This window comes from Vibrio viridaestus, assembly GCF_003856525.1.
Taxonomy (GTDB): Bacteria; Pseudomonadota; Gammaproteobacteria; order Enterobacterales; family Vibrionaceae; genus Vibrio; species Vibrio viridaestus.
On record NZ_RJVQ01000012.1, the window covers coordinates 76,117 to 90,287 of the forward strand.

Consider the following 14,171-nt stretch of genomic DNA (forward strand, 5'->3'; position numbering starts at 1 on the left):
TAATAATTGTTCGCATTTGTATTTGTTAGGATGTAATCTTAGCGACCGATTGGATATAACGTCCAGGAACAGGTTAAAAGTTAAGAGGAATCTGTGATGAAACGAGAAGTGATTGGCTACATCCAACTTTCTAATGTGGTTTTAAATCAAAAGCTTGAATCGGCACCATTCTTTTTCTCATCGCCATCAGCCACGATGCTGGGGGCGGGGATTGAGGATGAATTCACTGGGGTTATCCCTTTCAGCCAACTTGCCGAGAAAGCAACATCTATGTTGCAGAAAGCAAAGAAAAATGAACAGGATAATCCTATCTTATTCGGCATCGTGCCATTTAGCGAAGAGAATCCATCACGATTTTTAATTCCAAATCAACTTTATGTTTCCAGTAGTACCAGAGCTGAACAGAAAGTTGATTCTTCCACTAGTGCTCCGGGAAAACTCGTTTCTTCTCCTACTGGTGAGCGTTATAAGCAGGGTGTACTTGACGCCATCGGGTTGTTCTCAAGCACTGAATTATCGAAAGTCGTACTATCCCGCGCGATTGAAGTCGGTACAGATGAAGATATCGATCAACTTCGCCTGCTCAAGAATATGCTGGCAATTAACTCGACGGGTTACACATTTGCGGCGAGCTTAGAAAATGGCAATAAGATGATGGGCGCGAGTCCTGAATTATTAGTCGCCAGAAAAGGTAGTAATGTCATCTCTAACCCTTTAGCTGGATCTCTCCCTTCTTCTGATGATGTTGCTGTTAATTCGGTTCGATCTGAACAACTTCTAAATTCAGGAAAAGACCTTTATGAACATGGTTTTGTTGTCGAAGAAGTAGAGCGAGTACTCAATAAATACTGTCACAGTCTATATACACCAATGGTTCCATCAGTGATCAAAACCAAAACGATGCTGCATTTAAGTACGGTATTGGAAGGTCAGATGAATAATCCTGAGATCAGTGTGTTGCAGTTAGCGTCAGAGCTCCATCCGACACCAGCCGTTTGTGGGTATCCACGTCAGACAGCCTACAAAGCGATTCGGGATATTGAGAAGTACGATCGTGGCTACTTTACTGGAATGGTGGGTTGGTGCGATTCCCGTGGAAATGGTGAGTGGGTAGTTACGATACGTTGTGCTGAAGTCCAGAAACGCTCGATGAAGGTCTTTGCTGGGGCGGGAATTGTGAGTCAGTCTCAGCCACAAAGCGAACTGGACGAAACGGGCGCTAAGATGAGCACAATTCTTTCTGCTGCTGGGATTGAACTAAACGATATTTTGGTTGCGTGAGGTGCCATCTATGCAAAATGAACTCACTCACTGGCCAGATGCGCTGGCTCAACAATATCGTGAACAAGGTTATTGGCAGGGAAAAACCTTATGTGATTACCTGTTTGAGATGGCACTATCCAAGCCCGACAATACGGCCATTATCTGTGGAGAACAGCGTTATACCTATAACGAGATGGTGGAAACGATTCATCGCTTTGCTGCCGGATTCTCCAGATTGGGTCTAAGAGCCGGAGATAACGTAGTTCTGCAGATGACCAACGTGGCAGAATTTTATTTGTGTTTCTTTGCTCTGGTGCAAAAAGGCATTCGACCCATTATGGCACTGCCAGCGCATCGCTATTCCGAGATTGCCTATTTCTGTCAGCATGCACAGGCTAAAGCTTATATTATCGATGGAACTAGCTCAGCCTTTAACTATCAAGCGTTAGCGAGTGAGATACTGGAAAATAATTCCAGCGTTGAACATGTTATTGTGAAAGGCGATCCACAATACAGTGATTCTCGTTTTACTGCGTTATCCGATTGTTTGGACGATGTTGACTCCAGTCAGCATGCTAATCCATCTGAAATTGCCTTTTTCCAGTTATCTGGTGGCACGACGGGTACACCTAAGCTCATCCCAAGAACTCATGACGACTACGCTTACAGTGTTATGGGTAGTAATGAAATCTGTCAAATAGATGAGGAAACTCGTTTTCTGTGCGTCTTGCCTGTCGCTCACAATTATCCATTTAGCTCGCCTGGTGCTCTGGGAGTCTTTTGGGCCGGTGGATGCGTAATCATTGCTCAGGATACCCAACCGCAAACAGCCTTTCGTTTAATTGAACAGCACAAGGCGAACTTTGTACCCCTGGTCCCACCATTAGCATTGCTATGGATGGACTTCGCTCATTCTCATGAACACGATCTTTCCAGTTTGAAAGTGATACAGGTTGGTGGCGCTAAATTTAGTGAAACTGCAGCGAAAAAGTTGCCAAATGTGTTTAATTGTCAGCTTCAGCAAGTGTTTGGTATGGCTGAAGGACTCGTCAATTATACTCGTTTGGATGATCCCATAGAGGTGATCACTCAGACGCAGGGTCGTCCTATTTCAAAACTGGATCAGGTGCGTGTTGTCAATGAGCTCGGAGAGGATGTTAACCAGGGCGAAGAAGGATTTCTAATCACTCAAGGTCCTTACACTATTCGTGGCTACTACAATGCTCCCCAACACAATGCTCGCTCATTTACGGAAGAAGGGTTTTATCGAACTGGAGATATTGTGCGTCGAACCGAACAGGGCAACATTATCGTCACCGGAAGAGATAAAGACCAAATCAATCGTGGTGGTGAAAAAATTGCTGCGGAAGAGATCGAGAATCAACTATTACGCCATGATGTAGTACATGATGCAGCTCTGATTGCGATCCCCGATGACTACTTAGGTGAGCGTAGTTGTGCCGTCATTGTGACGGCCTCTGAACAATCTATTCGTCCCATTGAATTCAAGCGTTTCTTACGTCAACAGGGCCTGGCCGAATATAAGATTCCGGATCAGATCCAATTTATCGACGAGCTACCTAAAACACCGGTAGGAAAAATCGATAAGAAGAAATTACGAACTTTATTTTCAAAAACAACAGCATCCGTTTAAGGAAGATAACATGGCTATACCAAAGCTTCACTCATACTCTCTGGATAATATTCTGGATGGAGTAACAAACAAAGTGAACTGGAATCTTGATGCAAACCGGGCGGTGTTACTGATTCATGATATGCAGCAATACTTTCTCGATTTCTATGCTGATGATGCGTTAAAAACGCACTTAATAAAAACGGTCTCTGAAATTAAAGCGGCATGTAAGGCGCAAGGGATACCCGTTGTGTATACGGCTCAGCCTGGTGATCAAACTCCTCAGGATCGCGCATTACTTACGGACTTTTGGGGGACGGGATTAAAAGAAAATCAGGAAATCACGCGTATTGTACCTGAAGTGGCTCCAGACGCTGATGATACGGTATTGACGAAGTGGCGCTACAGTGCGTTCAAGCGTTCACCTTTGTTGGAGTCAATGCAAGAACAGCAGCGTGATCAACTCATTATTGTTGGTGTGTACGCTCATATCGGATGCATGCTTACTGCGGCTGATGCCTTTATGTATGACGTACAGGCATTCTTCGTTGCTGACGGTTTGGGAGACTTTTCGCGTGAAGAGCACGTTGAGGCGCTTCAGTATGTAGCTAAAAGATGCGGGTATGTGACTTCTCAGGCTGAAATCATGCAGAGTCTTCAAGGGCAAAGCAATGTTGTGACCTTACCAACTAGTAAAGCGCATTTAAAAACGCTGGTAGCTCAATTGATTGAGGTGGAAGAAGACGAAATCTACGACGATGACAATCTGTTGGATTTAGGCTTGGATTCTGTGCGTGCGATGACGCTATTGGGTCACTGGCAAAAAGCGGGTTTAAATACCTCCTTTGTCGAATTTGCATCAATGCCGTCTGTCGACCGCTGGTGGCAGTTAATCGAGCCTCAGTTGGCTGCTTAAATCGGGGAATGTAATGGTATTTGTTGGTCAGCTACAGTGTGCTCAGCTCGGAAGGATGACGTTGTACACGCGCTCATTCGATGTGGAAGCCTTTGTCCCTGACCAGCAAACTCTTGGCATTCTTAGGCTAAATCGGTTGGAGTCAGCAGTTAAGAAGCGACAGGCTGAATTTATTGCCGGTCGGTATGTGGCCAAAGATGCGTTGTCTGACTTGGGGTTTGCGAACGACACTGCTATACCTATCGGGCGGAATAGATCACCACTTTGGCCTGCTGGCGTTGTTGGCTCTATCTCGCATAATCACAATACGGCTGTTTGTGTGGTTGGTAAAAGTGATTCCTATGGTTCTCTTGGTATTGATGTTGAAACGATCCTTGAACCCTCCGTCACAGCAGAAGTTCTGCCACTGATCGCAACTCAAAGCGAAACCGTTATTTTCTGCCCAAGTCAATGGAACGAACAATCGATGGCAACGCTGCTGTTTTCTGCTAAAGAGAGCTTATTTAAAGCACTGTATCCATTGGTACAGCACTACCTTGAATTTAAAGATGCGATTCTAACCGAGATCGACGACGTGCAGGGTACTGCGCAATTTACGTTTTCTCGACATGTGACAGCGCTATGCGGCCTGACGGAATGTCAAACCTTCTTCCGTTTTACTACTAATCAAGTGGTAACGCTTACGCGTTTGTAAGTACGTACTATCCCATAAAGATAATTAAATAAAGACCTTGCTATGAAAGATCAATATATCAACCCGTTTGACGATGAACGCTATCAGTTTTTTGTTTTAGTTAATATCAAAAATCAACACAGCTTATGGCCCGATTTTCGGCCCATCCCTGCAGGGTGGACGGTGTCATTTGGTCCAGCGCCAAAAGTAGAGTGTTCGGATTATATAGAGAAGAACTGGCTTGATATCCGAGCCTGAGTTGCGACGACAAAGTAAAAAGGAAGGAAAGAATGTCTCAGTCTGTCAGCGGTAACATATACCCTTTAGTTGGGCCGCAACTCGGTATCTTGTTTGCAGACCAACTATCCGAAGTGAAGAACGAGTTTAACGTTGCTCACTACATTGATATTCGAGCAGAGATAGATATTGATGTTTTAATCAGAGCTATTGAGTTGGGTGTTTCTGAAACGGATACCCTGCATAGCCAGTACTTGGAAAGCCAAGGTCAATGGTTTCAAACACTGTCAGATTCAAATGTGGCGAGTCAGTTTGTTGAGCTGTATGACTTCTCTCAGGCTGCTGAGCCTATCCACTCTGCGCTCGAGTGGATGCAAAAAGAATGTGCTAGCTCGATTGATATAACCCAACCCGATACAGCGCTTTTCCGGCATTGTTTAATTCAGGTGGGGAATCAAGAACAGCCTCGCTGGTATTGGTATCAGCGCTATCACCATATTGCGGTTGACGGTTTTAGCTTTACGGCGATTACTCAACGTATCGAAACTATCTATCACGCTTTAGTGAATGAGAGACCTTTAGATCCATCTCCTTTTATCTCTTTTACCAAAGTGATTGATGAACACCAAGCTTACCAAGCTTCTGATAAATATGAGCAGGATAAGCTTTTTTGGCTGGAGTACTCAAAGTCAATTTCTGCGCCACTACGCCTGAGTTATCGAGAGAGTATGGAAAAGCACAATCGTGTCATTCGTCATTCTGTCTCTTTAACCGATCATTTGCTTAAGCCAATTGCAGAGAACCTGTTACCGTCAGAAACCGCAATGGCGCTTGTCTTTGCGTTCCTCGCTCAACAAACAAATAGCAATCACGTCACCCTTGGTTTTCCGTTTATGCGTCGTCTTGGCTACCTGGCTTTAAATGCTTGTGGTCCGGTCGTTAATGTTTTGCCAGTATCTCTTGCTATTAGCGATGATATGAACTTGCCTGAGATTGTCCGGGCACTAAAAAAAGAGCTGAGAAGTGTTAAACGGCATCAACAGTACGAAGTTGAGCAGATTAAGCGCGATATCGGTAAGGTCAATAGTGCTTTATACGGCCCGATTCTCAATCTCAAACTATTTGACGATTCACTGAACTTTGGCGGTTCATCTGCTCAGACTTATGTTATTGCGACAGGGCCTATTGATGATATTGAATTCGCTCCAGTCATAAGAAATAACCAGTGTCGCTTAGAGCTATCAGCGAACGCGAATCTTTATACTGAACAGCAATTGAATCTCTACGCACAACGCTTTGTTGATTTTACTCAGCAGTGGCTAGAGCAACCCCAACGCTCGTTACGAGAGATTAACCTGAACGATAAGGAAGCAAAATCGCTAACAACCTGTGCTATCGGGCCGACACAATCTCCACAGTTTTCATCAATACTTAATATCTTTACCGAGCAAGTACAAAGCTATCCAGATCGAACTGCACTGGTTTGCCAAAATAGGACTCTGACGTTTAAACAGCTCAATCAAAAGGTGTTGTTACTCGCAGCTGGTTTGAAAAAGCAGGGGGTCGCTGCCGGAGATACACTTTGCGTGGCTCTCGAACGAAGTGAGAACGTCATTATCGCCATGCTAGCGGTAATGCGTGTTGGCGCTGTTTATCTCCCTCTCGATGTCAATTACCCTCAAGAGCGTATTCGCGCGATTGAAGAGCAGTCTTTGCCCAAAGCCTGCTTAGTTGAGAATCAACACAAGATCGATATTCAGACACCGCAGTGGGATATTCACGAGTTGTCCTGCAGTGACTCTGTATGGGGAGACGAGCCTTTCCCAGACGCATCTTCAACCGCCTATATTCTGTTTACCTCGGGGTCAACTGGTAAACCCAAAGGCGTTATGATTGCGCATGGAGCCCTGGCCAATCTGGCTGAACATCATAAACACCATAGTTTTTCTGCTTTACTCGCTCGCTCTTCATCTCCTGTTCGCGCCGCTCATACCACCGCATTTGTATTTGATGCCGCCTGGGAGCAGATATTGTGGATGGTATGGGGTAATACCTTGGTTATTTATGATGACGAAGTGAGACGGGATGCGTTTGAGCTGAATCAACGTGTAAATGAAGATCGAATCGATGCCCTAGACTTATCTCCGTCATTGTTTACTCAGATGCTCGATGCCGGGCTGATGGAACAGTCACATACACCTACTTCTGTCATGGTAGGCAGTGAAGCCATTCCATCTTCATTATGGGTGCGGGTACGTCAATATCCGGATTTACATGTACAGAATTTCTATGGTCCAACGGAATATACCGTCGATGCATTGAGCGCTTCATTTACCGATGATGATACTCCTGTGATAGGCAGACCGATTACGAATACACAGGTATATGTCCTTGATGAACAACTCAAGCATGTTGCTGTTGGTGTTATTGGTGAGCTGTATATCAGTGGCGCGGGATGCGCACAAGGTTATCTAAACCAGCGAGCTATGACAGCTGAGCGTTTTGTAGCTAATCCATTTATCCCCGGAGAGCGGATGTATCGTACTGGTGATTTAGTGCGTTGGTATGAGACTGGACAGCTTGCTTATGTTGGACGCAGTGATGACCAGGTAAAAGTCCGAGGCTATCGGATTGAGTTAGGGGATGTAGAGCGTGCATTTCACTCACTACCTGAGGTAGATAATGCTGTAGTTGTCACAGAAAAACATCAGTCATCCTACCGTCTTGCGGCTTACTGTACATTAGCACCGAACAGCAATGACACGACAGAAACTGAATTGTTGCAGAAGTTAGGCAAGATTGTTCCAGACTATATGGTGCCATCTGCTTTGCTCATTCTCGATTCATTTCCACTGAACGTAAATGGCAAGATTGATAGAAAATCGCTGCCTACTATTGAACGTCAGAAAGATGCTACACCTACGGGCTCTCAGCCAGTAACTCAATATGAAGTAGCCCTATGCACTGCGGTACAAACGCAGCTAGGTATAGAGAATATTGTGGTTGAAGACGATTTTTTTGCGATTGGGGGAGACAGCATCTCCGCTATGGCGATAACGACGCGGTTAAGAAAATCGGGTTACCTGCTTAAAGCGAAAGATATTTTTGAAAAAGGCACCTTAAAAGCGATTGCTGAAACAATCTCTCAAGAAACTGAGGGAGAGGCTAAAAACCGAGTTCAGACGGACTATTTTTCTACTCTCTCAGTTAATGCTATTTCGCGTTTCTCAGAGCGTTACGGCGAGGTTGAAACCATTTTGCCAACATTACCACTGCAGCAAGGTTTGGTTTTTCAATCCCAATTAGCGGAAGAGGGTAATAACTACAACTCCATAACGCATATGACGTTTATCGGTGAATTTGATGCTGTGCGTTTTCAGACCGCTTTGGATTGTGTTATTCGCAAACATCCCCAACTCTGGGCTCGCTTTGATAGTGATATTGTTGGTGAGTCAGTTCAGGTACTACCGCGATTATCCGGTTCACTGCCAGTTCTGTGGCCAATTCATATGGTTGATCTCAACTCTTTACCTGATGATGAGCAGAGTTTGCAACTGACTGAAATTGCAAAAAGTGAAACCGCCCGGTCATTTGAGATCAATAGTAAAGACGAGCCATTACTTCATGCTTGTGTCGTCCATCATCATGGAAATCAACATTCTGTCATCATCTCAATGCATCACTTAATTGTGGATGGATGGTCAACACCTATCTTCATGAATGATTTCTTCGCTGCTTATCGTGAAGGACAGACATCAGGTACGTTGAAGACTCGTTATGCAGAGGTTGTGAACCAACTTACAGCCAGAGATAAAGAATCGGCTCGCCAATTATGGCGCACTCAACTTGAAGGTGCTGTTCCAACCTTGGCCTATGATGGTGAAGCTAACTTACAACCGATTAAGGAAGTTCCTGTAAAACTGGATCGACAGTTAACGGAAAATATTACCGAACTATGCCGCCGCGAAGGATTGACGTTGAACTCGCTTATGCAAGGTGTATGGGGAGTCATGCTCGGTCTCATGACCGGAAAAGAAGATGTGATTTTTGGTACACCGATATCTGGTCGATTTACTGATATCGAAGGTATTGACGAGCATATTGGATTATTCACTAACAGTATTCCGGTCCGGCTTGCTTTTAAGCCACACCTTTCGTTAATCGAACAACTGAACCAAGTGCAGAAAGAACAGATTCAGCTATTAGAGAACGATGTACTTGGCTTAGGCGAAATTCAGCAGATTGCGGGTGGAGACACGTTGTTCGATACCATGCTATCGGTAGAAAATTATCCGAATACGGACGATTGGTTTGAGTGTCAGCATGCTGGTTTACGCTTGGTTGGGCTCGATAACCGCGGCTATACGCACTTTCCATTGACGGTTTTTGTTGTGCCTGGTGAACAGCTAGAGATCTTGGTCGCTTATCGCCATCAGAAATATGATCCATACCGTTTGGCTGAGCAGCTTAAAGCCTTGTTACTCGCTGTACTTGAACATCCTCACCGTCCGCTTTGCCAGTATCAGTTGCTAACAGAAAATGATTCTAAGCTATTGTTTCACGTGAATCATACAGCGGCGAACGTTGATAAAACGACACTTCGATGTTTGATGAGAGCACAGGCAAAGAAAACGCCCAATGCGATTGCACTGTGCGATATAGAGCACCAGCTCACTTATCGTGATATGCGTCAGCAAGTCAGTCAGCTTGCCCAACAGTTGAATCAATATGGGGTGCGTTGTGGGGACATTGTGGCAGTTGCTTTACCGAGAAGTGTCAAATTGAGTATTGCTCTCAATAGTACGTTAGAGGTTGGGGCAGCATACTTACCTTTGGATGTTATGTATCCAACGGAACGCCTGCTCTACATGGTCGAGGATGCTAAACCTTCGGTCATTATAACTACGTCAGAATATCGCACGCTTTATGAGCCTCATGCAGACGTTATCGTGTTTGATGAACTCTATTCTGCGGTCGATAAGCCCCGTTTTGACATTGATAATAACTTAAGACCCCAACACGGTGCGTACATCATTTATACCTCTGGGTCTACTGGTAACCCAAAAGGTGTATTGGTGTCTCATCAAGCCATCGTTAACCGACTGCTATGGATGCAGAATGAGTATCAACTGAGCGAAAGCGATGTGGTTTTACAGAAAACACCGTGCAGTTTTGATGTGTCAGTCTGGGAGTTTTTCTGGCCATTAATTCAGGGGGCTCGCTTGATGATGGCACCGCCTGAGTCACATAAAGATCCCGATGCCTTATTAACTCTGATTGAAGACTATCAGGTCACGACCATGCATTTTGTGCCCTCAATGCTTGCCGCATTTATGGCTCATATAAAGGGGCGGGTGAGCGCTGGTGAGGCAGTAGCACAGAGTCTGAAGAGAGTATTCTGTAGTGGTGAAGCCCTAACTAAGGATTTATCGCAGCTTTATTCTGAATACCTTTCTGCGCCATTGCATAACTTATATGGGCCAACTGAAGCAGCGGTTGATGTGACGTATTGTCCTGCCTTCGGAACTGCTTTGACTGAGAGTGAAAGCAATGGGGTTCCCATAGGCCTTCCCGTTTGGAACACTCAGTTGAGAGTGCTAGATAGCTTTTTACGCGATGTTCCGGTGGGTGTCCCAGGTGAGCTATATCTTGCTGGAGACCAGCTTGCCATTGGTTATCTTAATCGCAGTGCACTGACAGCAGACCGGTTTATTGCCGACCCAAGTGGTAATGGTCAACGTATGTACCGAACAGGTGATGTGGTTCGCTGGTTGTCCTCGGGTAAAATTGATTACCTTGGACGTAATGATGATCAGCTCAAGATTAGAGGGCAACGGATTGAACTGGGTGAAATTGAGAATTGCCTGAGTTCTCTGACGGGAGTCAAACAGGCCATTGTATGCGCTAAGTCGTTAGTTGACTCGACCACTATGGCTGGCGCTGATAATCGCCAACTGGTGGGTTATGTCTTGAGCGAAACACCTGACTTAGATAGTACCCACCTAAGAGATGCAATGAAAGCCCATTTACCGGCACATATGGTTCCGATTGCAATAGTGGTTCTGGACGAGTTTCCATTGAGTGCGAATGGAAAACTTGATCGTAAAGCATTACCACTACCGTCCGTTTCTGGTTCAGTTCAGGGGCGTAAACCTGAGGGCGAGCTGGAAAATCAATTGGCAGAATTATTCTGTTCTATTCTTGAACGGACATCTGTATCTGCGGATGACGACTTCTTTGCCTTGGGGGGGCACTCTCTTTTATGCATGCGTTTAGCGGCAGAGATTCGTCAAACTCTCAAACGGTCCATCAGCGTTGGCGATATCATGGTTGCCCCAACCGTTGCGGGATTAGCTGAAAATCTCAGTAGTGAACGTTCCTCAGGTAATAAAGCGGGTCATGGCATGGTCTTACCGATCCGCAAAGGGACGGGCAGCCCCTTATTCTGTATCAATCCAGCATCCGGATTTTCTTGGCAGTACACAGGATTGCAAAAATATCTCCAAGGCTCTTTTCCTATTATTGGCTTACAGTCGCCGCGTGAAGGGGGACCGATCGCTGAATGTATGGATATGGAATCGGCGTGCGATCAGTATTTGGAGCAATTACGTCGAATTCAGCCATCGGGTCCATATCACCTGATGGGGTACTCCTTCGGTGGAAACGTAGCGCATACTCTGGCTGCAAAGCTAGAAGCACTAGGTGAAAAAGTCTCTTTTGTTGCTCTGTTCGATACCTATCCAACTGAAGTTCAGGACTGGGATGCGCCATTAGATTTAGAAGAAGCTGAGCAGGAAAAAGCTCTCTTTATGGATGCTGATAACGGTTATCTAATGGATAGTGAAATGGAGCAAGAACAAGCGGAAATGTTGCGCGATATTGACGCGAACTATGATGATGCTGTTGGCGTTATGATGAGTGCGATAACTCAGTTTTATTCCGGTAGTGTTCACCTTTTTGTCGCGGATAAAACACTGCCTGAGTTCGATATTCAGCAAGTCTGGCAACCTTATGTCGGTGAAATCACTGAGCATCACATGCATTGTCGCCATCAGGATATTTTGGCACCGACCTCTTTGACGGAAGTTGGTCCTCGTCTGAATGCATTGTTGTCTGCCTGTTCAACGCTTAACTAAAACGAAGCTGACTGGAATTCAAATGAACCACCGGTCAGCGTCATAAATACAAGATTGATGAGATTATGAAAAAACCTTCATTTTTAGTAGATTTCTCCCTACTTAAACAAAATCGTGATTTTCGAATGGTGTTTATCGCCCGTCTAGTGTCGGTTCTCGGCTTAGGCATGATGACCGTCGCTGTTCCAGTACAGGTTCACTTACTGACTGGTTCCACACTTCAGGTGGGGGTAATTATGGCTCTGGACGGCGTTGGAATGTTCATTGGTTTATTGCTAGGAGGCGTTCTAGCCGATCGCTATGACAGGAAAAAGCTGATTATTTTTGCTCGCGGTACGTGTGGTTTAGGGTTTGCCGCGTTAGCGCTGAACAGTGTTTTAGCGACACCGTCTTTAGCCGCGTTGTACTTACTTTCTGCCTGGGATGGTTTCTTCGGTGCTCTGGGTATGACGGCGTTAATGGCTTGTATGCCTGTGATTGTCGGTCGTGAAAATGTACCTTCAGCGGCGGCATTAAGTATGTTCACGGTAAGGATGGGAATGGTCTTGTCACCCGCGGTCGGTGGATTCATTATTGCTGCGGGAGAGGTGAGCTGGAACTATGGTCTGGCTGCCTTTGGAACCCTAGCAACGCTTATTCCGCTCTTCCAGTTACCAAGTATGAAAGCCCAATATCAACGTGACGAGTCACCATTAAAGTCACTGGCTCAAGGGGTCGGATTTCTATTTAACCATCGATTAGTTGGCAGTGTTGTGGCATTAGGTACATTGGAAACTCTGGCGACTGCAGTACGCGTGATATTTCCGGCACTTGCGTTGGTTACCTTTGGCGGAACAGCGGCTGATGCAGGCCTTATGTATGCTGCTATGCCGTTGGGAGCAATGCTTGGAGCATTGACATCGGGCTGGCTACAGACGACTCAAAAGCCGGGGTGGGTGATGATACTCAGTACGTTAGGGACGTTTATGTGCATCACAGCAATTGGGTTGGCTTCCCATTACCTACTGCTGCTTTTGGTGTTAGTTGTTTATGGCTATCTGGGATCGGTCACGTCGATAATCCAGTATTCATTAGTGCAAGGTCATACGCCGAATCATTTACTGGGGCGAGTAAGCAGCTTGTGGACGGCACAAGATGTAACAGGCGATTCCGTTGGAGCTCTTGGCATGGGAGCGTTAGGAAAATTATTGGCGCCAGTTGCTTCAGCGACAGTCTTTGGCTTAGGAGCGCTTGGTCTTGGAACCTTGATGGCCGCGGGTTTTAAATCGCTTCGTCAGGCACAATTGTTTGACCCGAGTTTAATGCCAGAAGAGGACTCAGACGATAAACAACCTGCGACAGCGTAAGAATAAAAAAACAGCCAGACATATCGTCTGGCTGTTCAACTCTTACTTATTTGAGCAAGTGCTCGCGAAGATAGTGGGGGACGGCATCGTCAGAGCTACTACCAATACGTTCGATCTCAGGTAAGGCAGCGAAGACTTTTTCATGTGCTGTGCCCATAACCAGACCTTTGTCAGCCATGGATAACATTTCAACATCGTTCATACCATCGCCAAACGCGATACAATCATCAAGTGACTTACCCAGAGACTCGGCAACAACCTGTAGGGCATGTCCTTTCGAAATATCAGGTCCCATAACTTCCAGACACCATGGTGTAGAAAAGGCAACCGTAACTAAACCAGCAAACTGTTCATTTAGTTTTTGTTCATAATTTGCCAGTAATTCATGATTGCGGAATTTGTGCGTAAAAAACACTTTAGATACACCATCGGTCGGAGCGTTATCTACGTCAAACTCCTCAAAGGTGAAGCCTGAGTCATTATGATAGTTACGCAGTTCTTCGTCGACACGACTGAGAAGCCAGCTATCATTGCGATAAATATGAATAAAAACATCCGGTTCACTCTTAAGAATATCGATCATCTTTTGAACCAGATCCGCAGGAACGTTTTTACTAAAAAGGAGTTCGTTGTCGGGAGTATGAACTCTGGCCCCGTTTGACGTCACCATATACGCAGGAATATCAGTCATCTCGCGAATACCTGCTACATCGACGTGGTGTCGCCCAGTCGCGAATACAAATGTCAGCCCTTGCTGATGTAACTCTCTCAGAGTGTTTTTGGCGTACTCAGAAAGCTTATGGTCAGGGCCGAGCAGCGTACCATCAAGGTCAGATGCAACGATGCTGTATTCTTTTTGTCGTGGTGAGGTCATATGAGGTCTCTTGGTCGTTTATATTTATACTCAGTATCTAAGCGTATATTGTACGTAAAATAAGGGAAGGAAAAGAGGGTAAAAATACGTAAG

8 protein-coding genes are annotated in these 14,171 nt (G+C 45.4%); 7 read left to right on the forward strand and 1 reads right to left on the reverse strand.

Annotated elements, in window-relative coordinates; translation table 11 throughout:
* Window positions 1–96: 96 nt before the first annotated feature.
* From EES38_RS19220 to entS, 7 genes are all read left to right on the forward strand, one after another.
* Window positions 97–1,281, forward strand: coding sequence for an isochorismate synthase (locus tag EES38_RS19220; RefSeq protein ID WP_124938839.1), 1,185 nt, complete (start codon window positions 97–99; stop codon window positions 1,279–1,281).
* Between the two features lie 10 nt (window positions 1,282–1,291).
* A complete protein-coding gene (locus EES38_RS19225) occupies window positions 1,292–2,917 on the forward strand; it encodes a (2,3-dihydroxybenzoyl)adenylate synthase (protein ID WP_124938840.1) in 1,626 nt (541 codons plus the stop codon).
* Window positions 2,918–2,927: 10 nt separating this feature from the next.
* Complete coding sequence (locus EES38_RS19230) at window positions 2,928–3,812, forward strand: isochorismatase family protein (RefSeq protein ID WP_124938841.1); 885 nt, start codon at window positions 2,928–2,930, stop codon at window positions 3,810–3,812.
* Window positions 3,813–3,825: 13 nt separating this feature from the next.
* Window positions 3,826–4,506, forward strand: coding sequence for a 4'-phosphopantetheinyl transferase family protein (locus EES38_RS19235; RefSeq protein WP_124938842.1), 681 nt, complete (start codon window positions 3,826–3,828; stop codon window positions 4,504–4,506).
* A 42-nt stretch (window positions 4,507–4,548) separates the two neighbouring features.
* The gene (locus EES38_RS19240; protein ID WP_124938843.1) at window positions 4,549–4,743 is read left to right on the forward strand and encodes an MbtH family protein; all 195 of its coding nucleotides are present in this window, start codon (window positions 4,549–4,551) and stop codon (window positions 4,741–4,743) included.
* 32 nt (window positions 4,744–4,775) lie between these two features.
* Window positions 4,776–11,858: a non-ribosomal peptide synthetase gene (locus EES38_RS19245; RefSeq protein WP_124938844.1), complete on the forward strand. Its 7,083-nt coding sequence runs from the start codon at window positions 4,776–4,778 to the stop codon at window positions 11,856–11,858.
* A 65-nt stretch (window positions 11,859–11,923) separates the two neighbouring features.
* A complete protein-coding gene (gene entS, locus EES38_RS19250) occupies window positions 11,924–13,204 on the forward strand; it encodes an enterobactin transporter EntS (RefSeq protein ID WP_124938845.1) in 1,281 nt (426 codons plus the stop codon).
* Between the two features lie 46 nt (window positions 13,205–13,250).
* Here entS and EES38_RS19255 read toward each other — a convergent pair whose 3' ends face one another.
* Window positions 13,251–14,078 carry a Cof-type HAD-IIB family hydrolase gene (locus EES38_RS19255; RefSeq protein WP_124938846.1) on the reverse strand — a complete coding sequence of 276 codons (828 nt, stop codon included), beginning with the start codon at window positions 14,076–14,078 and terminating at the stop codon, window positions 13,251–13,253.
* Window positions 14,079–14,171: the final 93 nt, after the last annotated feature.